Annotated in this window: 28 protein-coding genes; 13 read left to right on the plus strand and 15 right to left on the minus strand. The window is 39.4% G+C overall.

Going from position 1 to position 23,014, the window contains the following annotated elements:
• Positions 1-60: 60 nt before the first annotated feature.
• Positions 61-657 (plus strand): hypothetical protein, encoded by a 597-nt coding sequence (locus AC5WOE_RS00415; RefSeq protein WP_496048033.1) that lies wholly within the window; start codon positions 61-63, stop codon positions 655-657.
• 464 nt (positions 658-1,121) lie between these two features.
• Here the strand turns inward: AC5WOE_RS00415 and AC5WOE_RS00420 are convergent, their stop codons facing one another.
• Positions 1,122-1,352 (minus strand): hypothetical protein, encoded by a 231-nt coding sequence (locus AC5WOE_RS00420; RefSeq protein WP_496048034.1) that lies wholly within the window; start codon positions 1,350-1,352, stop codon positions 1,122-1,124.
• Positions 1,353-1,375: 23 nt separating this feature from the next.
• On the opposite strand from AC5WOE_RS00420, the gene AC5WOE_RS00425 reads away from it, so the two are divergent.
• Positions 1,376-1,498 carry a hypothetical protein gene (locus tag AC5WOE_RS00425; protein WP_496048035.1) on the plus strand — a complete coding sequence of 41 codons (123 nt, stop codon included), beginning with the start codon at positions 1,376-1,378 and terminating at the stop codon, positions 1,496-1,498.
• A 76-nt stretch (positions 1,499-1,574) separates the two neighbouring features.
• Here the strand turns inward: AC5WOE_RS00425 and AC5WOE_RS00430 are convergent, their stop codons facing one another.
• The 4 genes from AC5WOE_RS00430 to AC5WOE_RS00445 all read right to left on the minus strand — a co-directional run bounded on the left by AC5WOE_RS00430 (position 1,575) and on the right by AC5WOE_RS00445 (position 4,566).
• Entirely contained in the window at positions 1,575-1,931 is a 357-nt protein-coding gene (locus AC5WOE_RS00430) for a GPR endopeptidase (RefSeq protein WP_496051622.1), read from the minus strand.
• Positions 1,932-1,935: 4 nt separating this feature from the next.
• On the minus strand, positions 1,936-3,717 hold the full coding sequence (locus AC5WOE_RS00435; protein WP_496051623.1) for a recombinase family protein: 1,782 nt from the start codon (positions 3,715-3,717) through the stop codon (positions 1,936-1,938).
• Between the two features lie 96 nt (positions 3,718-3,813).
• A complete protein-coding gene (locus AC5WOE_RS00440; protein ID WP_496048038.1) occupies positions 3,814-3,975 on the minus strand; it encodes a hypothetical protein in 162 nt (53 codons plus the stop codon).
• Between the two features lie 105 nt (positions 3,976-4,080).
• Positions 4,081-4,566 (minus strand): hypothetical protein, encoded by a 486-nt coding sequence (locus AC5WOE_RS00445; protein ID WP_496051624.1) that lies wholly within the window; start codon positions 4,564-4,566, stop codon positions 4,081-4,083.
• 649 nt (positions 4,567-5,215) lie between these two features.
• Between AC5WOE_RS00445 and ppsA the strand changes: the two genes are divergently transcribed.
• The gene (gene ppsA, locus AC5WOE_RS00450; protein ID WP_496048040.1) at positions 5,216-7,837 is read left to right on the plus strand and encodes a phosphoenolpyruvate synthase; all 2,622 of its coding nucleotides are present in this window, start codon (positions 5,216-5,218) and stop codon (positions 7,835-7,837) included.
• Positions 7,838-7,970: 133 nt separating this feature from the next.
• Here the strand turns inward: ppsA and AC5WOE_RS00455 are convergent, their stop codons facing one another.
• The gene (locus AC5WOE_RS00455; RefSeq protein WP_496048041.1) at positions 7,971-8,351 is read right to left on the minus strand and encodes a VOC family protein; all 381 of its coding nucleotides are present in this window, start codon (positions 8,349-8,351) and stop codon (positions 7,971-7,973) included.
• A 276-nt stretch (positions 8,352-8,627) separates the two neighbouring features.
• Here AC5WOE_RS00455 and AC5WOE_RS00460 point away from each other — a divergent pair, with 276 nt between their 5' ends.
• Positions 8,628-9,023 (plus strand): hypothetical protein, encoded by a 396-nt coding sequence (locus tag AC5WOE_RS00460; protein WP_496048042.1) that lies wholly within the window; start codon positions 8,628-8,630, stop codon positions 9,021-9,023.
• Between the two features lie 109 nt (positions 9,024-9,132).
• Here the strand turns inward: AC5WOE_RS00460 and AC5WOE_RS00465 are convergent, their stop codons facing one another.
• A complete protein-coding gene (locus AC5WOE_RS00465) occupies positions 9,133-9,834 on the minus strand; it encodes a Fic family protein (RefSeq protein ID WP_496048043.1) in 702 nt (233 codons plus the stop codon).
• A gap of 307 nt (positions 9,835-10,141) precedes the next feature.
• Here AC5WOE_RS00465 and AC5WOE_RS00470 point away from each other — a divergent pair, with 307 nt between their 5' ends.
• Positions 10,142-11,320 (plus strand): nucleoside 2-deoxyribosyltransferase domain-containing protein, encoded by a 1,179-nt coding sequence (locus tag AC5WOE_RS00470; RefSeq protein WP_496048044.1) that lies wholly within the window; start codon positions 10,142-10,144, stop codon positions 11,318-11,320.
• A 174-nt stretch (positions 11,321-11,494) separates the two neighbouring features.
• Here the strand turns inward: AC5WOE_RS00470 and AC5WOE_RS00475 are convergent, their stop codons facing one another.
• A complete protein-coding gene (locus AC5WOE_RS00475) occupies positions 11,495-11,812 on the minus strand; it encodes a hypothetical protein (protein ID WP_496048045.1) in 318 nt (105 codons plus the stop codon).
• Between the two features lie 57 nt (positions 11,813-11,869).
• On the minus strand, positions 11,870-12,103 hold the full coding sequence (locus AC5WOE_RS00480; RefSeq protein ID WP_496048046.1) for a hypothetical protein: 234 nt from the start codon (positions 12,101-12,103) through the stop codon (positions 11,870-11,872).
• A 141-nt stretch (positions 12,104-12,244) separates the two neighbouring features.
• Here AC5WOE_RS00480 and AC5WOE_RS00485 point away from each other — a divergent pair, with 141 nt between their 5' ends.
• From AC5WOE_RS00485 to AC5WOE_RS00500, 4 genes are all read left to right on the plus strand, one after another.
• Positions 12,245-12,715, plus strand: coding sequence for an NUDIX domain-containing protein (locus tag AC5WOE_RS00485; RefSeq protein WP_496048047.1), 471 nt, complete (start codon positions 12,245-12,247; stop codon positions 12,713-12,715).
• A gap of 20 nt (positions 12,716-12,735) precedes the next feature.
• Positions 12,736-13,545, plus strand: coding sequence for a GntR family transcriptional regulator (locus AC5WOE_RS00490; protein WP_496048048.1), 810 nt, complete (start codon positions 12,736-12,738; stop codon positions 13,543-13,545).
• A 285-nt stretch (positions 13,546-13,830) separates the two neighbouring features.
• Positions 13,831-14,475, plus strand: a complete 645-nt coding sequence (locus tag AC5WOE_RS00495) for a helix-turn-helix domain-containing protein (protein WP_496048049.1) — start codon at positions 13,831-13,833, stop codon at positions 14,473-14,475.
• Positions 14,406-15,230 (plus strand): hypothetical protein, encoded by an 825-nt coding sequence (locus tag AC5WOE_RS00500; protein ID WP_496048050.1) that lies wholly within the window; start codon positions 14,406-14,408, stop codon positions 15,228-15,230. Before AC5WOE_RS00495 ends, AC5WOE_RS00500 begins: the two co-directional genes overlap by 70 nt.
• Positions 15,231-15,413: 183 nt before the next feature.
• Here AC5WOE_RS00500 and AC5WOE_RS00505 read toward each other — a convergent pair whose 3' ends face one another.
• The gene (locus AC5WOE_RS00505; RefSeq protein ID WP_496048051.1) at positions 15,414-15,950 is read right to left on the minus strand and encodes a hypothetical protein; all 537 of its coding nucleotides are present in this window, start codon (positions 15,948-15,950) and stop codon (positions 15,414-15,416) included.
• 129 nt (positions 15,951-16,079) lie between these two features.
• Positions 16,080-16,820, minus strand: coding sequence for a GPR endopeptidase (gene gpr / locus AC5WOE_RS00510; RefSeq protein ID WP_496048052.1), 741 nt, complete (start codon positions 16,818-16,820; stop codon positions 16,080-16,082).
• Between the two features lie 141 nt (positions 16,821-16,961).
• On the opposite strand from gpr, the gene rpsT reads away from it, so the two are divergent.
• Together rpsT and AC5WOE_RS00520 are read left to right on the plus strand one after the other, a co-directional pair.
• On the plus strand, positions 16,962-17,222 hold the full coding sequence (rpsT, locus tag AC5WOE_RS00515; protein ID WP_496048053.1) for a 30S ribosomal protein S20: 261 nt from the start codon (positions 16,962-16,964) through the stop codon (positions 17,220-17,222).
• Between the two features lie 100 nt (positions 17,223-17,322).
• Positions 17,323-17,829: a CcdC family protein gene (locus AC5WOE_RS00520; protein ID WP_496048054.1), complete on the plus strand. Its 507-nt coding sequence runs from the start codon at positions 17,323-17,325 to the stop codon at positions 17,827-17,829.
• Positions 17,830-17,962: 133 nt separating this feature from the next.
• On the opposite strand, the gene AC5WOE_RS00525 is transcribed toward AC5WOE_RS00520, so the two are convergent.
• The gene (locus AC5WOE_RS00525; RefSeq protein ID WP_496048055.1) at positions 17,963-18,403 is read right to left on the minus strand and encodes a 2-thiouracil desulfurase family protein; all 441 of its coding nucleotides are present in this window, start codon (positions 18,401-18,403) and stop codon (positions 17,963-17,965) included.
• Between the two features lie 189 nt (positions 18,404-18,592).
• Here AC5WOE_RS00525 and AC5WOE_RS00530 point away from each other — a divergent pair, with 189 nt between their 5' ends.
• Both AC5WOE_RS00530 and AC5WOE_RS00535 read left to right on the plus strand, forming a co-directional pair.
• Positions 18,593-19,882: a phytoene desaturase family protein gene (locus AC5WOE_RS00530; RefSeq protein WP_496048056.1), complete on the plus strand. Its 1,290-nt coding sequence runs from the start codon at positions 18,593-18,595 to the stop codon at positions 19,880-19,882.
• A 288-nt stretch (positions 19,883-20,170) separates the two neighbouring features.
• Complete coding sequence (locus AC5WOE_RS00535; protein ID WP_496051625.1) at positions 20,171-21,271, plus strand: glycoside hydrolase family 6 protein; 1,101 nt, start codon at positions 20,171-20,173, stop codon at positions 21,269-21,271.
• Positions 21,272-21,319: 48 nt separating this feature from the next.
• On the opposite strand, the gene AC5WOE_RS00540 is transcribed toward AC5WOE_RS00535, so the two are convergent.
• From AC5WOE_RS00540 to AC5WOE_RS00550, 3 genes are all read right to left on the minus strand, one after another.
• Positions 21,320-21,952, minus strand: a complete 633-nt coding sequence (locus tag AC5WOE_RS00540) for an NAD(P)-dependent oxidoreductase (RefSeq protein ID WP_496051626.1) — start codon at positions 21,950-21,952, stop codon at positions 21,320-21,322.
• Between the two features lie 150 nt (positions 21,953-22,102).
• Positions 22,103-22,231: a hypothetical protein gene (locus AC5WOE_RS00545; protein WP_496048059.1), complete on the minus strand. Its 129-nt coding sequence runs from the start codon at positions 22,229-22,231 to the stop codon at positions 22,103-22,105.
• Between the two features lie 183 nt (positions 22,232-22,414).
• Positions 22,415-22,999 carry a hypothetical protein gene (locus tag AC5WOE_RS00550; protein ID WP_496048060.1) on the minus strand — a complete coding sequence of 195 codons (585 nt, stop codon included), beginning with the start codon at positions 22,997-22,999 and terminating at the stop codon, positions 22,415-22,417.
• Between the last annotated feature and the right edge of the window lie 15 nt (positions 23,000-23,014).

Raw genomic sequence — 23,014 nt, forward strand, 5'->3', positions numbered from 1 at the left:
TATGATTTTGTTGATAAAATAAATATACTTCTATTAGTCAACTGATCAGAAGGGCATCCCATGCCTGCAAGGAAGAATGGTAGGCAGCACGCCTTCGCCGACAGGATCGGGCTCAACAGGTACCACGGGTTTGCGAGGCAAAACCTGATGATCCTGCTCCGCCGCGCTGAGATCAGCCGCCAAGAGATGCGGGACTGTTTCTGGTTCATCCGGAAATACAATGATCCCAACACCTTCGAGCTCGAACTCATGTCGCTTCTGGAGACTGAGCTTCAAACCAAGGAGCCGAATCAACTTCCCAGCTTCGACATCTGTGCTCTGCAAGCCAACTTCGAGAGTGAGTTGGTCGAATATGGGGTGAGACCTGAGGCGAGAACTGCCGATCATGTCTCGGCGCTTCACAGGTGGAATGACGCTTTCGATCTGGAAGCGTATCTCTCCCTCTGGCCGATGTACGAAATAACGGGCTCTCGTACCAGCAAGTGCGATGAGCTCCTTCACCAGTACTTCGAGGAGGCGATGGAGAAGGACTTGGGGGGTGAAACCCTCAGATTCTGGGGAGACATGCTCGACCTGTGGCTCATGATCCTCCCGGAAGGGGAAGCGGTCAAGGTCAGAGAGTACCGCGAGCTGGTGAACAACCGAATCTCGGCGTAGGCATACGGGTGGGTTAGTAGGACAAGTTCCCGCTAATCCGCCCGCCGACAATTCTAATATTCATATATAAAGAAGGGATACCACTATCGGTATCCCTTCACGTTTTAATATTTATTCTTCTCAAAAAACCAATATCTACACAAAAGACACTACTAGTAATAGCATCTACTGCATCAGTCAAAAAGAGATAGTCACACTTGCAATTCAATTTTCCTCCCAAATGGTAATAACTCATTCAACAAATGATAAGTGATTTCGAAATTAATCTGTAAATTTCTATTTATCTTACAGGTAATTTCCTTTATAATTACTTTAGCCAACTAAATCCCCTATATACAGAAAGGTCAAACCAGATGACTGTTCTGGTAACAACCAGCTCAACGCATCCTTCCTTCCAGGAGCTTCTGGATGAAAACATCAGGCTTCGCCGAAGGCTGAAGCAGATGATGCAAGAGATGAGGAGGTCACACAAGAATCGGGATCACATCATCGAACTGCGTATGCTTCTCCGCATTGCTCCTGAGCTCCTTCCTCAAGGGATTCAACTCGGCGAGCGTCCCCACTGGGGTCAGGAGCAGCTCAAGCGGATGGCACTCACTGGAGAAGTCTTTCCCCTCAAGCATGACGAGACACAGAACATCCTCTGTTTCGCCTATCTCGGAGTGAAGCTTCGAGGTGAAGTCATCCGTCTGCATGCTGGAGGGAATGCGCCTGGAATGTGGAGCGACCTTCAGTACCTGCTTGTCCCTCACTTCTCAAAGCTGATTCGGTACTACCGACAGTAGAGGCTGGACATGCAAAACCAGAACCTCTAGAGGTAGGGGATCGTGGGGCTTCCTAGGAACTTCGGTTCGCAGGAAGCCCTGCCCCAATATAGAAAAACCGTTCAGAGATTCAACGGATTTTTACTACCATTATTAATGCATATGGGTTACAACATTATCCATCGTCACTGCTTCATGTAAGGCACAGTTTAATCCCGTCGCAATCACTTTCGCCATATCATTAATAAAATCATCTACTTCTTTTGGCGTTACCATCAAATTTTGACCCAATGGTGATAATATCTCATGAATAAGCTGTCTCTTTTCATCATCTTCTAACCCGCCAACTAAACCCAGCATCTTTGTTTTGGTCTCAAGTGGTACTTCTTGCTGCTCTAATTCTTTTAGTTCTGGACGATTCAAAGGATCAAGCGGATTTCCTTTTACTCCTGACATTTCTCTACTCAAGTAAGCCAATAAGTAGTTCACCGTATCAAATGCAATCGTCACTGCATCAACTACGGTTGGAACTCCTACTGTTACTATATTGCAATTCTGAAGACAAAAGCGCTCCATTCCGTTTTTCAAGAGTTGCCGCAGTTTCTCTAGCACAACTTACTGCCTCAAAAAACTTTGGAACATCAAAATGAAGTTCAATTGTGATGTCTTCTCCTGCGACTTTCACCTCTCTCACAATACTTTTAATCATTTCTCGTTTTTCTTCAGTAGTTGCAATCACAAATAATTTTCCCCAGTCTTCTAATACATCTTGTAGTTTTAAAACATCTACTTCCGAAAGACCATTGCTGTCTTTTAATGCTTTCATCTCTTCATATAGTCTTTCTGCTTTTTGCAATTCCCGTACTGATCGTTCATACAGCTCTTTTAATTGGGCTTCAGAGAAAGAAGAATCTTCTCCCATTAAAATCTTGAGCAAGTGATTATTCGCATTTTCTTTTGCTCGCTGCCATTGTTCTCGATCCTGTTTTGCTTGCAACAGTTTTGCTTCGATTTCTTTGGAAGCATGTAACGTCTTTTGTTGAATCTCGCTTAATACATTCGATGTGATCAATTCTTTGGTGTATTCCTTTATTTTATCCATGACCAGTCTATCGAGTTTTTCCGTTTTATGCGTTCCTTTTTTTGACCCACAGGCATGAACTCCTGACTTGAGTCTCCTTAGACAACGATAGATACCATATAATTCGCCTTTTTTTGTTCTTTTGGAATCCAACCAATCCCGCTGACTTCCATATGTCATATTGCTGCCGCATTCACAGGTTAAAACACCTACTAATAACCCTTTTCCTGTTCCTTTTCGCTGAGGAGCAACCCCTCCAAACTGATTATTGGTCACTCTCGCTTTTTTCATCTTTTGTGCTTTTCCCCAAATCTCTGCTGAAATGATTTCATATTCCGGCCAAAACTTCTCTGATACGAGTTCTTCCCCTTGTTTGGTGTACTTTTGATACGATCCAAACTCTCCTTCTACTGTCTTTGTTTTCCCATAAGACAAATAACCTTTATAAACCGTGTTACGTAATATTTTTCGAATACTTTCGGATCGCCACTGGCGACCTGTCCTTGTCTGTAAATCTCTCTCATTTAATATACTAGCAATTCGCAGCATTCCTAGACCTTCTGATACATACAACCGATAGATTTCTTTTACTACTTCCGCCTCTTTAGGGTCAATGTCCAACATATTGGACAACTCATGATGATTGCGATACCCGTATGGAGGATTTCCACCAGTCCAAAAACCCTCTTTATGAATGAGTTTCATCATATCTGTTACACGAACTTTGGTATCCATTGAAGACTTTTTGGCAGACCAAAATTCAATGAAGTTCAAAATTTCATCCGCATCTCCATTGTTGGTAAACTCTCTATTTTTATCTACTACCCAAATCCGGCAATGCCTTAAAAAACGTATGGCATGATTTAAACTCTCTGTTGATCGGCGGCCAATTCGGTCGAGTTTATATACTAACAATACATCAAATAGACCTTTTTTCGCGTCCTCAAAAGCACGATTCAGACCTGTCCGTTTACTAGTATGTGTATGAAATCCAGATACACCGGCTTCTACATACTCTAACTCCGTAAATTCCCAATCCGGTTGATTCTCTATGTACTCCATGCATTTCTTCTTTTGAAGCGGAAGATCATTTTCATCTGATGCAGGTCTAGCAGATACTTTGCCAGATCGAGCAGCTAGTTTCATCTTTCCTTGGCTTGTTTGTTTATTTGTACTTGCCCTCATAAATAATGCTATTCTTAGTTTACCTGACATAAATCTACAACCTTTCACATTCTACAGTTGTATTATTACAGGTATTATATACTGCTCTGACTAAAGAAACAAATATAAAAGAGGCTTATCTAGCCTCTATTCTAATTTTGTCCGTTTGTCCCTTTTTTTAAATTTATCACTATAATAGCGTGAAGCAACTTCAGCGAAAACACGCTGAAAGTCAGTGATTTTATTTTCAATATCTATAGTATCGAGTTTATTGTTTGTTACAACTACTTTGACTTTGTAATCGGACATTTTAAACAACATCCTTTTTATTTTTACAAAGTATTTTTTTCTAATAACCCCTCATTATTCATCTGAACAACATAGAACTTATTGATCTCTTATTTCTTAAGGAAATTAAGACACTGAAAAAAATCTCTCTTCTACAAAAAAATAGATCACATTGCCAAGTGTGAAAAACGTAAGCTTGATGCATTCAAAAATGAAATAAAATACCAAAAAATCATCTTTCCAATAAATATTCGTTATACCATGGGTTATCCCAACTCTGGTATGACCTAGATAAATTGTAAACTCTAACCCGAAAGAAAGGATTGTTTGTATCCCAAACAAACCTAAATAAGTAAGAAAACTCTGCTTAGCTGTTTTTGCAATTGTTTTCGTTCTTAATATGGGAAATGGAGTAGTATAGGAAAACAATAAGGCAGGCCCCAATGAAAAAATGAATAAATAAAAGATTTCCATCCATTGTTCTAAGGTAGTTAAATCAGCTTGAAAATCAAAATAGTAATGGAATGCTAGAGTGTAGATGAGATAACTCGCTAGAGCCGTTAATAATATGTTTATGGACATAAGAATATATAGGCGTTTTTTTATAGTCACTGAATACTCCTTTTTATTTGTTTTATTTATCATTCTCTGAATAAACAAAAAAGGGAGGCATATATATCCCCTTGATTATCTTTCTCTATTTGAGATCCACTTCATTAAAATTATAATACATAAGAAGTTTTTGCCTAAATATAAATTTGAACACAAGCTCTTAAATACTTTAGAGAATATTCGTACTGATTCTCGTATTAGAACCCGGATCATTTCTCTCTTTTGAAAGGTTATTTAAGGTTACAAAAGTATAGTTTTGTAACCTATATTCGGAAAACGTTGATATATAAGGGTTTTTTAAGCATGAGATTCCGCATGAGATATGCCCTTATTTTTCCATTTATATTTTTAATTGGTAAATAGACTTATGAAATAATGATTCATAAGTCTTTTTATATATCCGAGATTTATGGGTAGTTGTTTTCTCCCTAAACAAAACAATAAGAACCTAGAAAATGAAATACGTCTCTCCCACTTTAATTATAAAATATAAATAAGATAAGATATAGACTGTTTATTCTTAGAGCTAAGTTCTAGAATATATACATATATTGTAATCAACTCTTCGGTGCGTAGAAAAAGAGGATACCATAAGCACTATTTTCAAAATATATCAATGAAACCAAAAGAAATGTTAGGAGGAGATAGATTGAGTTCTTTGGTTCTCGATTTTCAGGAAATGAAAAAAACACAGCTTATGCTTGTCGGCGGAAAAGGGTTAAATTTAGGGGAATTATCAAAAATTCAAGGGATACAAGTGCCAAATGGATTTTGTGTTACAACAGAAGCTTATCAAAAAGCCCTCAAACAAAACGAAGTGTTCCACATATTGTTGAATCAACTAGCACTGCTAAAAGCAAAGGATCGAGATCAAATTGGTGAAATCAGCAGGAAGATTCGAAAAACCATTATGGAAGTAGTAATTCCTTCCAATGTGGTGAAAGCTGTTGCTCACTATCTCTCCCAATTTGGCGAGGAACACGCTTACGCTGTTCGTTCCAGCGCAACTGCTGAAGATTTACCTCATGCTTCTTTTGCCGGTCAACAGGACACCTATTTAAATATCATTGGGAAAGATGCAATATTGCAACATATCAGTAAATGCTGGGCTTCTCTTTTCACGGATCGCGCAGTAATTTATCGTATCCAAAACGGATTTAACCACAGCCAAGTTTACTTATCCGTTATCATTCAGCGGATGATTTTCCCACAGGCTTCCGGAATTGTATTTACTGCTGATCCGATTACTTCCAATCGAAAGGTTCTATCGATCGATGCTGGCTTTGGTTTAGGAGAGGCCCTTGTCTCCGGCTTGGTATCTGCGGATTGCTATAAGGTGCAAGAAGAGAAAATCGTCAATAAGATGATAGCAACCAAAAAATTGGCTATCTATGGACGAAAAAAAGGCGGAACAGAGACAAAACAGATCGATTCTGATCAACAAAAGACGCAAACACTTAGTGACCAACAAATTTTACAACTCGCACACATAGGCAGAGAGATCGAAGCCTATTTTAGCTGCCCGCAAGATATCGAATGGTGTTTAGCAGACGAGATATTTTATATCGTCCAGAGTCGTCCCATCACGACTTTATATCCTGTGCCTGATTCAGATGATCGGGGGAATGGGAATCGGGTTTATCTATCTGTTGGTCACGTACAGATGATGACAGAACCAATTAAGCCACTAGGCATGTCCTTTTTTAAAAAAAACCATAAACATTCTTTGCTGCACGCAGGCGGAAGGTTGTATATGGATAACACCGATATTCTGGCGTCACCTGTCAGTAGAAAAAATTTTTTTGATGCAATGGAACAATCTGATCCGCTCATCAGAGACGCATTTATAAGTCTCATAGAGCGAGAAAATTTTATAAAATCTATACCTGATGGTATAGAAATGCCTCGGCTCATTGAAAGCAATGAAGATGTATTTGAGAATTCTCTGGCACAAAATATCGAGATCAATCCAACCATCGTTCTTGATTTAATCAAACGTAATGAAGCATCGATAGAAGAGTTAAAACAAAACATCCAAACAAAATCAGGATTGGACGTATTTGATTTCATTCTAAAAGATTTTCAACAATTAAAGAAGATCTTATTTGATCCACAAAGTTCTCATACGATTATGGTTGCTATGAATGCTTCAGTCTGGATCAATAAAAAAATGCAGAAATGGTTGGGTGAAAAAAACGTAGCAGATACGCTTTCTCTATCTGTTTCAAACAATATTACATCGGAGATGGGTTTGGCGCTAATGGATGTTGCCGATGTGATTCGTCCTTACCCAGATGTAATCCATTATTTGCAGCATGTAAAAGATGATAACTTCCTAAATGAAATAATTAAGTTTCATGGTGGAATAGAAGCCCAAAACGCAATCAATACGTTTCTCACCAAATATGGCATGCGATGTCCAGGAGAGATTGACATTACTCAAATTCGCTGGAGTGAAAAACCAACGATACTCATCCCGATGATTCTCAGTAACATCAAAAACTTTGAGTCGAATGCAAGCAAGCGAAAATTTGAGCAAGGGCGACAGAAAGCGTCGGAAAAAAAACAAGAGTTATTAGATCGATTAAAGCAGTTACCAGATGGCAAACAAAAAGCCGAAAAGACAAAACAAATGATCAGCCTGATGCGTAATTTCATCGGTTATCGGGAGTATCCAAAATACGGAATGATAAATCGCTACTTCATTTATAAACAGGCCTTAATCAAAGAAGCCAAAAAGCTTGTAGAAGCCAAGGTTATGCAAGAAAAAGAAGACATATACTATCTTACGTTGGAGGAATTTCGCGAAGTTGTACAAACAAATAGATTGGATTATCAGATCATCAACAAAAGAAAAGACGAGTACAAATTATATGAAAAGCTAACACCTCCACGGGTTATCACATCTGATGGTGAAATCATTGCAGGTCAATATAAACGAGAAAATCTCCCAGGCGAAGCTATTGTCGGTCAACCTGTTTCTTCCGGGGTGATAGAGGGCAGAGCACGTGTCATTTTAAAGATGGAAGATGCAAATTTAGAAGAAGGAGATATCTTAGTCACTACCTTTACCGATCCTAGCTGGACCCCTTTGTTTGTATCCATAAAAGGGCTAGTCACCGAAGTTGGTGGACTCATGACACATGGAGCGGTCATCGCACGTGAATATGGTTTACCAGCAATTGTTGGAGTCGAAAATGCTAGCAAACTGATAAAGGACAGGCAACGTATTCGAATAAATGGAACTGAAGGCTATATCGAACTATTGTGATTTGAATACATCCCATTTTAATTAAGCAGGCAGCGCTCTGATAGTACAGAGCGCTGCCTTACATTCCTATCTCATTTTTCACCTTCCAAATAAGGCCTTCGTTACACTGATCTATCTAATGTGTTCGTTTAACTTATTTTTTCTCTACCACAGCAAAATAGTTCCCCTCATTATCAGCAAAGTTAAATACTCTTCCTTCAGGCATTTGCATCATTTCTCCAATTGTTATGTTTTTACTTTGAAATTCTTTATATAAGGAATCGAGATTTTTCGAGAAAAACAATAAGGAAGGTGTTTCGAGACTCACTTCAGGAGACATCTTTGCGACCAATTCCTTATTATGTAGAACAATGCTGGTTTGAGCATTATTCGTTGGGGCAATGACATACCACTTCATCCCTTGCCCATTATCGTGCTCAGAAATGAGAGAAAATCCAATTTTTTCTGTCCAAAACTTCAGTGCTTCCTCCTGATTATTGACATACAACATGATTTGCCCTACGATATCGATCAATGTTCTTCACTCCATTCCTTCTTATGTGTCCCATTCTTCACTATTTTATTGATTACCATTCAATCTGCATGGGAACAAACATGAAAAATATAAGAGAAATGGCTTTTAGCTATATTTGTTCTTCAAGAGGAATTTCATATGTATAGAAAAAATCTCTATAAAATGGATTTCTTACTGAAAATGTCACAAGTAAACATCTAATTAAGGTTAAATTATACAAAACATTAGGTATTATGTTAATAAATAAACTTTTGAAGAGGAGACAAAGAAAAACTCATGAGAAAAATTTGGATGCCTTCATTAGCTTTCATCTTAGCACTCACCTTTCTTTTTTCCGTACAATCCCATTCCTTTGCTGCAGGCAAAGACACAAGTGTTTCTACTTACATCAAAGATCAGCGGTCTGATCACTGGACACCCAAAATAGCTGCCAATTCCCATCATAAGCTTCGAATAGAAATTACAAATAACAATGATTCCAAAATTGCCTTTCATGTAACAGATGTAAAAACAAAGGAAAAAATTATAGAAAAAACGAAAAATAACAAAGGAAAACAAACATACTCCGTGTCTGGTCTATCCGGAACTTATCAACTTCGTCTATACTGCTACGATAAACGCCCATATAATAGAGATCATTGTGATGCAAAAGCAGTCGTTTATAACTATTAATCATGAATCCAAACAAATTATATGAAGTTAGATAAAGGCTGATGCTAAGCATCAGCCTTCTTCCACTCACAAGAAATGATCCATTTACAATTAAATCCCCTGCCCGAAACTATAAAAATCGCAGATAAAATTCGAGTCTCTCTTGCTCCAATTCGGCTAACATCTGAATAAAATCATCAAAGTCAGAAGCAACATGAGAACGATCCAATGCTTGATAATAGTGTAAACGTTGTTCTTTCTTTATCACTATGGGAACAAATCCTATTTTTAACAGTTTCAAATTCATTAATAGCCTTGCAGTTCTACCATTTCCATCAATAAACGGATGAATTTTCACAAACAAACTATGCAGCATCGCTGCTCTTTTTACTGGATGAAACTGTTGTGCTTCTGCCCTATACCATGAAATGAGATTCCTCATTTGCTCTTCAACTATTAAGTAATCAGGCGGAATATGCTCTGTTCCACTAATTAGAACGTTAGTTTTTCGATAACCGCCAGCATTTTCATTATCAATCCCTCTGAGAATAATGGCATGTAAATCTTTGATTACTCTTTCTGAAAACGACTCATTTCTTTTCACGATATCTTCTAGTAAAAATATAGCTTCTCTATGATTCAATGCCTCAAGATGTTCTTTAACTGATTTTCCACCAATCGTGATACCATCCTCTAACACGACTTTTGTTTCTGATAGTGTTAAAGTATTCCCCTCGATTGAATTCGAATGATACGTCCACTCCACAACAAGATGATCATGCAAGTTTTTAACTACATGTTTAGGAAACGGACGGTTTTGATCTAAAAGCAACTTTAATCATCCATTTGCTTGAATCGATTCATCACAAAATTACCTCTTCTATATATTATGAAACCATTATACTTCTAGTTCTATGGGTTATCTACTTTCTTAAACTTAATCGCACCCAACCATTTGGGTGATTTTATTTTACAATAGAGTATCTTTTTTTATAGCAAATAAATTGAACAACTTTACTTCTATTTTTATTTTTCAACTATTTATGTCATTCATCCTCAAAATAAATTTTTCATAATTCATAGAATAAATAGTATAATAACTTAGTTAGCATCCGTTCAATTTAATCCCAGGAGGGATTATGTCAAACATCACCGTTGTGTACGCGTGCGAAGAACCACCAAAGAGGTACAAGAAGTCCATCTATCTGGTAGGGCCTACGCCAAAGAATCCTGAAATCCAGTCGTGGCGTCCGCATGCCCTCTATCTGCTTGAAACAGCAGGTTACGATGGGGTTGTCTTCGTACCTGAGATTCGTCCTGGTCAAGATGGTAAGAAGATCAACACCGATCAGGAATACTTCGACCTGATCGAATGGCAGGAGCGCTGCCTCCACCTCGCTGATGTAATTCTCGCTTGGGTTCCGCGCGACATGGAAACCATGCCTGGCCTGACGACCAATGATGAATGGGGCAAGTGGAAGGACAGTGGCAAAATCGTGTTCGGAGCGCCGGAAGATGCATTCGGCACTCGTTATCCTAGGCTTTATGCAAGGAAGCTCCATGTACCTGAAGCAACTACTCTGGAACAGACGGTTGCCAATGCGCTGGAGTTGATGGGAGAAGGTGCATGGCGAACGGATGGAGAAAGGGAAATTCCTCTGTTTGTTTGGCGCACTTCCCGTTTCCAAGAGTGGTATCAGGCACAGCGTGCTGCAGGTAACGTACTGGAGCATGCACGAGTCGTCTGGACCTTCCGGGTCGGCAAGGATCGTCGGTTGGTGTTCTTCTGGGCCTTGCATGCGGAGGTCTACATTACTGCCGAAGGCCGTTCAAAGACCAATGAGGTAGTGCTGTCTCGTCCAGACATTGCCACCATTGTCCTCTATCAGCGTGCCGAGTGTCTGGATGACAGCCGCGTAGTACTCATCAGGGAATTTCGCACTCCGGTCTCCAATGCTTCAGGATACGTCTGGGAAGTTCCCGGCGGTTCCAGCTTCAAGCATGTCCCCAATCCTCGTGCGCTCGCTTCAGAAGAGTGTCGGGAAGAGACAAGTCTGGACCTTCCGGCTGATCGGTTTGTGATGTATGGTTCCCGACAGGTCGCCGCAACGATGTCGGCTCACCGAGCCCACGTCTTCGGCGCCGAACTGACCGACGACGAAATGGAGTATCTGCGTCAGAAGCAAGGAATTCCACAAGGTGTTCTGGAGGACACGGAGCGGACATACGTAGAGATTCCGACCCTGCGTGAAATCCGGGAACAGGAACTTGTGGACTGGCCCACGCTTGGCATGATCCTTCATGTTCTAATGGGATAGAACTAGCTGCTACCTTCACTTCTGTATAGAGTGAAGTAGTTCTGGTGTCAAATAGAAAACAATAATGTCACCAGAGTAAAATGACCCCGGCTGAAGACAGTCGGGGTCACCTCTTTTCCTTTTATAGCAATTAACATAGAAGTTCTTATATGAGGCTAAAAATGATATTGTATCTTAATCAGCGAAAATATCGTAATTTCTCCCATGTATATAAACCAAACCATCTCCCATCTCTACCATTTCAGCATCTAATAAAGTGAGCTCGATTTCTTTTCCGTCCTCACTAGTAATAGACAATTTACTTACTTGTCGAGTTGTTATCGTCGGTTTGATGTATGGATTTTCATCAAAAAAATAGTCTATTCGAAGTTCATCTCCTCCGATAGAAAACCGAGAACGATTGTAAAAACGCCATTGATGACTTATTTTTAAAAACTCTACAAAACCCCTCACTTTATCTCTACAGCCTTCTACGATTAACCTTAATGCCATTTCCTATCACCTCTGTTTATATTTAGAGCTTACTTAATCTCCTGATTTCCATACGAATCAAAGCATGAATCCATCTTTCATCATCCTCCATGCCATTTGGAAACAAAAATTTTGCGATATACCCTTTGCCCATTGATGGAGTTCTGTTACCAGTTCCTTTTTATGCTGATGCATAACATCCGCAGTATACTGGTGTCTGTCTGCTAACTCTTGAAGCACATTTGTAACTTCTACTGGAACTGTTCGGTTTTCCAGAATCCAATCTAGACTTATTGAATTTTTCATAGTCATGAACGGTAACTAATAAATTTGGAGCTTATGACTAGCCCCTCTTCCTTCAAAGTATGGTACCTACCACTGTATCTCTAATGACAAACCAAAATATTTACAGTATAATCATAGTAATCAGAAAATCATAAAGGAAGATGCCTCTTGGCTAGAAAAGATTACTATCATCAATCTGATGCCCCTAAAGCCAATTCATTAGTCCCCGCTGCTTCAGCAATTGTAGAGGACTCACTGCACAGAATTTTGTTGCACAAAAGAAGTGACAATCACCTGTGGTCATTACCTGGCGGAGCCATGGACTTAGGTGAATCCATCGAAGAAACAATCATCCGTGAAGTTAAAGAAGAGACCGGATTCGATGTAGAGATATTAAAGTGCATTGGCCTTTACACAGACCCCCATCATATTATCGCATTCTCTGATGGTGAGATTCGCCAGCAATTTTCGATTTGTTTTCATTGCAAAATCTTAGGTGGAGAAATAGCGGTTAGTTCGGAATCAACACAAGTCACGTTTTTTACAAAAGATGAATTAGAAACATTAAACTTACATCCTGCTCAACAGATTCGCATTCAAGACTATTTTGCAGATCAAGAAAGAGTCTTTATTCGATAATAGGAAGGGGAACCACAGCGATGAATACTCGCTCCAAAATAGATGAAGTGGTAAAGCTGATCATGGATAAAATTAACCAAGGAATTTACTATGCTGGATACCGTTTACCTTCTGAACGAGATTTAGCAAAGGATTTAGATATCAGCCGCTCCACTGTTCGAGCCGCACTTCTTCGCCTGCAATCAGAAAATCTGATTGAAATTGTCCCGCGTGGAGGTGCATTTGTCCGCTCGTCTACCCCAAAAGAAATTTTAGGGGATACAAGCCATCCTAAAATAGAAGGTAAAGAACTGCAAAAAAACGATACATACATGCAAGTTTTGCAACAACAAGGAAGAGAAGTTTTCGTTCGATTTTTAGACCGATCCAAAATTATTCCTGCTGGGGCTCAGATTGCAGGTAAATTAAACACCACCGCTGAAACAGAAGTGTTTCGACGCTATCGCGTTCAAATTGTCGATCGTGTTCCCTATCGGATCATGGAAGGCTATTACCTTGCTTCTCTGCTGCGAGAGTTGTGCGAACGAGATCAAGAGTTATATCCTCTTCAACGATGGAACGATAATTATGTTCCATTCTTTACATGGCTCCGAGAGGAAAAAAACTTTTATCCTACCACTGTAAAAGAACGCCTTACATGTCGCATGCCAACAGAGGAAGAAGCAGCCATCCTGAATATCGCCCGTAACCAAGCCGTAGTCGAAATGCAGCGTCAAGTTTGGGGACGATTTAAAAGTGAAGGGGAAGACATTCTGTATGAATATAGCCGATTCATTTGCAATGCATCCCTTCATGAATTTGAGTACAGCTACGAAATTGAAAAATCTTGACCTCTACATAGAGGAATGATTAATCTTGAAAACGTTGCCATCTAAGGTGTCTCATCTCTGCTTAGAATTATAATAAATTATTAATTTATTTACAAATTTTGAGAAATTGACAAATCAGTTCCTATTCCCAAGTCAAATTTTACTCATCTAGGTGAATCAGCGAAAAAATTTCACCAAAATCGACTCACATGTCGGTCTCATTTGACTTAAAAATGACGTTTCAAACCATTTCACTGACTATTTGAAACAAAAAAATTTTTGGTACGATAGAGGAGGATAGATTTTATGGATTTTGAACAATATAGTCGCCTGGAAGTGGGTACTTTACTTCTCCGTTTGCGAGAAAAATCCCACCTTACGCAAAAGCAATTAGCAAGAAAAGCTGGGGTCTCTTCTTCGACTGTAAGTAACGTAGAAAAAGCAAAGGGAAAAAGAGCCAGTCAGCAAACGATCAAAAGATTGTTTGGAGCTATTGGTATCGCTTGGGAAGATATCCCTCAACTATTGAAAAAAGAAGCAGGAAAGAAAGATCAGTTCCTGCAAATGATCCAATTAAAACTAACTTCCATCGAAAATCACATCGACTATGGCTATCTTCAAGAAGGAAACAAAGAATTAAAGAAAATAGAAGCAGAGTTAAAAGATGATCCATTATTAGCCATCATTCACTATTTAAAAGGGAAATACTTTTTTCGTAGAGGAAAAGAACATTGGTCGAAAGCTTATTCTTACTTTCAAGATGCGATTGCTGGCTGTAACCGCTTCCCTGCTCTTTTATCTACCAATGTAGTAGCAGCTAGTTACTATGAACTAAGTCGCATCTACTCTCGATCTAACAATTATCAAGAAGCATTGATACGGTGGAAAATGGTTTACAAGCTTTTGATCCAAATGGAGAACGAAAATCTACCAAATATGTTTTGCTTGTGAGCAAAGTCATTTATTTGGAGAAGTTAAAGCGAAATAGTGAGGCTAAAAGAGTTATAGAAGACATGCGCATGTACGAAGGTGAAATGGATACTGAAACCAAACTAAATATGTATCAGTCAGAAGTAAACCTGCTCTTTCGGGAAAAAATGTATGATCAAGCGATCCAAAAGGCAAAACAGGCGATTGATATCGCTCGTCGAGAAAAAAGCTATGATCGATCTTTTGAAATGTGGACAACGTTAGGAAGTATTTATAAGGATTTAGGAGATTTGGAAATGGCGAAAGTATGCTTTGAAACTGCAACTGAATGGAAAGATAGAATCAAAGATATCTATTTTGCTGCATATAACCAAATAGAATTTGGGAAACTGTACAGTCTAATCGGTGATATCTCCTTAGCCGAATCACATCTGCAAAATGCTGTTAAATTGAGCGAAGATGTTGACGATGCCTTTTATCAATTTGAAGCTCTTAGTGGTCTCTCAGAACTATGGTTACAACAAAATCGCAACGATGAAGGAATCCAAGCATTAAAACAAGCATATCAATTAGCACATAAACATGGTTTACAGACTCAAGAAAGAAATACCGCATTAAAATTGGCGGAATCTTATAAGAGCATTGACAAAAGAAAATATCAAGATTATTTAACAATCTTTTACGAAATCAGTGTAAAATTATCAGGCACTGGAGGTGAGGAAGAAATGTCTTTTGACCATTTAAATCGTCGTGCAGGAAGCCCGCCAGATAATTAAAATTTTTTGATCGAAACGCAAATCGATTCTATATGCCCCACTATCGGAACAATAATCTGTTAAAAGAAATTTCAACACATTTAAGTTTTGAAAACACAGCACCCTCTGACAGAAGAGAGAATTCAATTCCATAATGTCAGAGGGTACTATTTTCCCGTAAGTGGGAAAGCGGACTTCCTAGAGCTAGCGACGCACGTTGAACTTCTGTGCGAGAGCTACCGTCTGAGCCTTTGTCCACGCATCAGAGAGGACCTTCTTCGCATCCTCGATCCAAGCTTGGATTCGCCGTTCAAGCTCTTCCATGCCGTTTTCGGCGTCGATCCAGTCCAAGTTCTCACGGAGCCATTCAGGTCCCTGAGTGACCTGCTCCACCTTTTGATGTGTCTCCTGATCGAGGTTTCCCTCCTCAAGGAGATCCGTTGCGGTCCAGGTATACGAATCTCGCTCGATTCCTCGGAATCGACTGATTCGCTGCAACGGATGTTCCTTCACATCCGTGAGGATTTCCATCACAGCCTTGTCCGAACGAACATCAGCGACCCACTTTTGGATGTCCTTTTCCTTACGAGACCTTCCGAACTGGAAAGGATAGCTGCACCAGAGTTCGAACACTTCATCTCGATGGCGAACATTTTCGATACGCTGGAAAAGCTCACGCGCCTCGTTCTTGAGACCCATCAGTCGCTCGTTCAGCTCATGCATGTTCTGCTCCTGCCCCATAAGAGAAGCCCTTTGTGTTCCTTCATTATATTATTTTTTTCTAATGGGCTCCATGTAATTTGGTGTTTATCTGCTTCTTAATCGGACTTGGAAAAGTCCTAGCAATCTTCTGTAACAAACTCGAAACCGTTATACCCGTATTATTATAACTATTGGAACTCCTACTGCAAGTACAGGTACACCGAGTGTTTCTTGATTCAACTGTTTACGCTTGTTGCCCACTCCTGCACCGGGGCTGATACCGGTATCGGTTATTTGGATGGTTGTGTTGACGCGGGACAATGCGCGGGATGCTAAGGAATCAAAGGCGATGACGACATCTGGTTTGGATTCTTGAACGATTCCGTAGATGATCTCACTTGTTTCCATTCCGGTAATACCGAGCACTCCAGGGGAAACTGCTGCTACTGAGCGGTAGCCATCGTCTACTTGCTCTGGAGCTAAGACAAATAGATGTCTAGTGACCATCGATTGTTTGATCACAAGTGGTCCTAAAGAGTCTGGGGTTACATTCCAGTTTCCAAGTCCTACCAGGAGAACTTTTGCATTTGCATCAATGCCAACATCTTGAAGAAATTGTGAAAATTGATTGGCAAAGTGTTCGGCTACTCGCTCTTGTAAATTAGAGTCTTTGGAACGCAGAGCAGGAACTTCGATGGTCACGTATGTACCTGGTGCTTTGCCAATTCGCTGGGCTCCTTCATCATTTTCTACCCATATCCAGCTGGTTCGGATTCCTTCTGCATTGGTCTCATTCATCTTGACACCAGGTATTTGACTATCCTGTTGTTCACGGGCTAGATCATGTGCTTCGATTGCTAAATCTGTTCGGATATTGTACTGACTCAGGTCGATTTGATGTTCTTTCATCTTGGTCAACTCCCGATATATTTTCTTCCCTATTTTTTACTATTATCGCGCTATTATTCTTTACTTTCCTAGACGTTAGTGTTACAATGATGCATGTTGTTTTATCGGAACCAACAGTATTACTATGGAGGTGAATTTCCCTTGGCTAACATTAAATCTGCTATCAAACGCGCTAAAACAAACGAAGCTAGACGTCTTCATCGTTCTGCTCAAAAATCTACTATGCGTACTGCTGTAAAACGTTTTCTAACTGCTATTGAAAACAATGATAAAGAACAAGCTACTGGTCTTTTGAAAACAGCAAGTCGTACTTTGGATAAAGCAGTAACAAAAGGACTTATTCATAAAAACGCAGCTGCTCGTAAAAAATCTCGTCTCACACAAAAGTTACAAGCGCTATAAGGACGACCCTTCATGGGGTCGCTTTTTCATACTTTCGCGCTTTTTTCATATAATAAGGACAAGATTTACCACTTTCTGTGTAGATTAAGAGGTGTCAAAGATGGAGAATTTCCTTACCTTGCATCTGCATACAATCGCAACTATTGTCTTTATCATGATGGCACTATCGATGATCATGATCCGAATTCGATCTGCATCAAAACCGACAAACGCCAAAAAGATTCTCATCCCCCCGCTCGGTATGAGTACTGGGTTCCTTATGTTTCTCTTCCCACCCACTCATATCTCATGGACATGGGCTGGATTGGCTTTTTTGTGTGGATCAATTCTGTTTTCTATTCCACTCATCAAAACGTCCAAGTTTGAACTTCGGGAAGGTCAAGTGTACTTAAAGCGTTCACCTGCTTTTGTCTATATCTTAGTTGGTCTTTTGACCATTCGGTTGGCGCTTCATTCGTATATTGAGCATTTTCTAAGTATCCCTCAAACTGGGGCATTGTTTTTCATCTTAGCTTTTGGAATGCTTGTACCATGGCGAATTGCGATGTATCTGCAATATCAGAAACTGCTAAAAGATGATAAGATAGAACCACTAGCAACTAACTAAAAATGAATGATTGATAAGGCATTGTCATTGCAGTGGTATAACTGGTGGGACTGCCTTTTTTCTCATGTATTTAAAATAAATCAGACCGAGTGGAGCAGCCTCGGTCTTTTTGTATCTAAAACTCCATTTTTCTCTAATCTTCCTCTGAAACTACTTTTATGCCGTTTCTCTTCAACAGCGCCGCCGTAACTCCATTTCCTGCTTGTTTCTTCCCTTGGAAAGTTCCATCATAAATAACACAGCTTCCACAAGAAGGGCTGCGCTCTTTTAAGATGGCTTCTGTAGCACCGACTGATTTTGCCACACGTAATGTTTCCTCTGCACCACGGATAAATGCATCCGTAACATCTTCTCCTTCAACGTTGACCACTTTGGCTTTTCCATCTAAAACATCATCCCCGTCACCACCTATGATCTCTGCTGGTAGACGTGGAGTAGATAACCCTCCCATCTGTTCTGGACAAACCGGTACCGCCTTACCTTCTTTTACTAACTTTTGTACCTCTGTATCCAAACTATGCTTTCCGTCAAAACGGCAATGAACGCCCATTAAACAAGCACTTACCAGTTTCATCTTTGGTTGCACTTCCTTTTTATAAGAAAATTAAGAATATGATTGCACTCTACCGAAAAACAGAAGAACTTGTTACAATGTAGGGGATGAATATATGCTTTTCACAATGAAACCCTTTCTTCTACGAAGAAGGGAATTTATCTATGTCTACGATACTTTTGAAAAATGAATTTTGTAAAGGGTGTTTTTATGTCTTCATCTGTTGTCGTGGTTGGAGGCGGCTTAGCTGGACTTTCTGCAGCAGCCAGACTAGCATACCACGGATACCAAGTAACACTATTAGAAAAGGCGCCCAAACTAGGTGGAAGGGCAATGTCCATCCCAATGAAAGGGTTTAATTTTAATTTTGGGGCACATGCCATCTATGCACGAGACAAATCTGTCCTCCGTAAGTTTGAAAAAGAAATCAAATTGGAAGTCGATTGGCGCGATTTCTCTCCTTCTAAAGCATTTTATGACATGGGAACTTTTACCACACCGATGCCTGCAACATTAGAAGGACTGTATAAAACGGAAGTGCTCGATGCAAATAACAAACTTCGATTTGCTGCTGAGATTTTAAAAACATTGACTGCAATTGAACGCGGAGAAGATGGCGTACTAATCGGGGATTACTTAAAAAAGCAACCTGAGCAAATTCGTGAATTACTGTTAACAGTTGCTTCTTCTAACTTTTTTACCAATGAACCTGAAAATATTCCTTCCCCCTTATTTTTTGCCTACTACAAAAGACTCTTCTCTACCCAGCGAGCTGTTGCCTACATAGGTGGAGGTTGGCAAGCGATTGTAGAATCTTTTGCAAGTATCATTGAAAAAAATGGCGGAAAAATTGTTACAAAAGAAAAAATCGATAAATTAGAAGTGGAAGGTAGTAAAATCAAAGCAATTCATGGAAAAGAACAAACTTACGAAGCAGATGAATTTATTTTCTGTATTCCACCGAAAGAACTTGGAAAATTATTTGGGGAAACAAAATATGAATCTCTGTTCACCGCTTATACAAATTATCTCCCTACACAAGTTGTAGTATATGATGTTGGTTTATCCGAGCGAATAGCAAGTCCATACACATATATTTATCACAAAGGGGAACGTGTATTTATTACGGATATTTCCCATTATGATAAAACTTGTATTCCTGAAGGCGGACAGTTGATGCAAGCTATTGCTTATTTGAATGAGGAAGAAATCAAAGAAGGAAAAGCAGATGAAAAAGTAGCGATTATCGAATCTGTATATGATAAACACTTTGCTGGTTGGAGAGATGTTCTTGTTGCAAAACGACTTTCCAAAAAAGCAACCGTACAAGAAATCAAAAGCATTCATGACCAGCAGCTCATGCCTGTCCAGTTTTATAGTTTAAAAGATACTTATTTCGCAGGAGATTGGTGCCATGGTGAAGGACAACTGTCCGAGCTCTCATTCACCTCTGCATATGAAGTTACCAACCGTATTATGAAACAGGAAAATAACAACTAAGCTTTTTCAGACAGCCCCTTCTGGTGTGCTGTCTTTTGTTTTTTAAGGATACTCTTCTATATTTCTTCCCCAACAGCCGATTATCGCAAAAAAAGAAATTCATGATATAACCTTTAAAATTGGACTTGTTCTACTAGGTAGTTTCTCTGGAAAGGGATTTTGTATTTTCTTAAATCTCTCTCTTTCTAGAAAACATTTATTCATCTAAATTTCATTTGATTACCTTGTGTAATTATCTTACTATTAGAAACAAACTAACTATTAATTTATCATGAGGGGGATATATGCTTGGTTAAAACATTAATTGGCTTGCTTTTCCTCACTAATTTTTATTGGAATATTTCCTTAGAATCCTTTATCTCTGAATTGTCTCAATACCACCAGCACCATGAACAAACTCCCGTAGAAAATACACCATCCCAAAAACAGGAAATTTCCAAAGAGGAGTCTGATACACAACCTTCATCAGAAACTCAGACCAATGATCCAGAAACAATTAGCAATGATACCAATAATCCATTTCTTAACACAATTGGTCTTTATACCGAAACAGATTCCCAAGCTATCAAATGGGTAAAAAACAACGCAAATGATGAGCGTGCTAAAAAAATTAAGGAAAAAATAGCTAGTACTCCCACTGCAAGATGGTTTGGCGGGTGGAATGCAGATGAAGTAGACAACTATGTCAGTGAAGCAGCAAAGGAAAAGAAACTTCCGATCATTGTCGCATACAATATTCCTCAGCGCGATTGTGGTGGATACTCGGCAGGCGGAGCAAAGTCAGCAGAAGAATACAATGCGTGGATTCAAAAGATCGCAAAAGGTATTGGCAATCGCCCTGCTATTGTCATTTTAGAGCCAGATGCTTTGATTCACCTAGACTGTTTATCTAATACAGATCGGCAAACTAGATTTTCCTTGCTAAATGGCGCAACAGAAGTCTTAAAACAAAATGCACCTGCTGCTTGGACTTATATCGATGGCGGGGATGGAAAATGGAAATCTCCTGAAGATATGGCAGGATGGTTAAAAGAGGCAGGGGTTGCAAATACCAGAGGTATTTCTCTAAACGTTTCTAACTACAATAAAACGACTGATGTCGAACAATATGGCACAAAATTAACAGAAACACTGAAAAACAAATATAACATCACTGCCCACCTCGTTATAGATACTAGTCGCAATGGCAATGGATCAAATGGCGAATGGTGTAATCCTTCTGCCAGAAATTTAGGAAAAGAACCAACTATCCAATCCAGCTCTTTTGCAGACGCTTATCTATGGATCAAACGTCCAGGTGAATCCGATGGCGATTGTGGGATTGGAAAAGGTACACAAGCTGGACAGTTTACACCAGAATTAGCGATATCCTTGATCAATGGTTCTTGATTATCAGAAAAACCGATTGCAGGCTTTATCACCTACAATCGGTTTTTCTTATTCTTCAGATCCTACAGTAAAACGTTGATTTTTATGTTTTGGATTTTCTATTTCATCAAGAATGGCAACTGCGAAATTCTCATAACTCACGTAACTTTTTCCTTTTTCGTTGATTAATAATACATCAGAACCAATGGTATATTTCCCTGTTCTTTTCCCAAGAGCAAAAATTGCCGATGGACTGACAAAAGTCCAATTGAGTCCTTTGGTCTGTTCCAAGATAGCGAGATTTTCTCCTTGATTTTTTGCTGTCGGTAAAAATGCTTCTGGAAAGTTAGGTGTATCAATTAGTCTCATTGTTCTAGATTCATCCACATACAAACTTCCAGCACCGCCAACTACTATCAATCTCGTGTGGGAGTTGTCTTGTAATGCCTCTATCAATACATTTCCTGCTTCTACATGGAGATGTTCTTTTCCAGCAGGTGCTCCAAATGCGTTGACCACTACATCAAATGGTTGCAGATCTTCATGAGTAAGCTGAAAAATATCTTTCTCGATGACATCTCCTGAATAATCCAGTTTGGTTGCATTTCTTACAATAGCTGTTACTTGATGCCCTCTGTCTATCGCTTCTTTTAAGATGTTTCGTCCCGCTTTTCCAGTAGCTCCGATTATCGCTATTTTCATGGTTCATCTCCTACATTTATTTAAAAACTTAGACTGCCTATTAGTTTCTGCAAACACATTCGATACATACATTACTTTAATTGGGCGGAGTTTGGTCACATACATGACCAAACTCCTGTTGAACCCAGACTTCGAGGTCGCCCCAACGGATCAGAGTTCTTCGAACCACTTGGCGATAGCACCCAGTGCTCGGAACGGAAGGCTGAGTAGCAAGCCAATTCCACGGATGAGAGACATCCATTCAGAGTCACTCATCCAGAACAAGTAGTCCTCGATCATATCTCCGGTGAACTTCCAGAAGCTCCTGCGGTTGCGAGACGTCTTCTTCAGCTTTACGGGCTTGCGACGACGACGCGAGAGAATTCGCATTTCCCCTCCATGGATTCTGTTAGCACTAATGTTAAGTGCTAACTTCCATTCTATCAAAAAATGCTGATATCAATAACGATACCAGCATTAGACTTAAATAAATTTCCGGGACATGATAGAAACAGCTAAGATGGCAATACCCGTCATAACGAGCGCAACAATAGCAAATACCATAGCAAAGGTACGACGGTCATCTGCATAACTTTTTAACTGTTCATAAGTCTTTTCATCCATTCTTTTTGCATGAAACAATTGATTACCATTTCCTATCCATAGCAAGATAACCGAAATGGCAAAAATAATCCAAGGTGGAATTCCTTCGATAAAAGCGATTTTAGGGTTACGTATAGATGCTTGGACAATAAAAAAAATCGTAGCTGCTACTTGCAAGATAGCATTTGTAAAATAATACGAGAACCATGCATCTTTTAATTTTTCTTTTTCATATACTTGCAACTCTTTCATACCTGGAAACAATAATAAAAGAGGCCCAGATGTTCGAAAGAGAAAAAAACCGATAGGAGAGATGAGAAATATAGCCGCTAAAACAAGATAGACTACTAATCCAGTAGCACCTGTAAAAATGACACTGTAGGCAATAATGGCATAGAGAAAAAAGATCAGATTGGTATAGATTAATTGTTTTTTTCGAAGATCTTTCTGCTTTGCTTGTTCCATATTTGACACCTTTCT

The sequence above is a fragment of the Shimazuella sp. NTD248 genome (genome assembly GCF_059510395.1).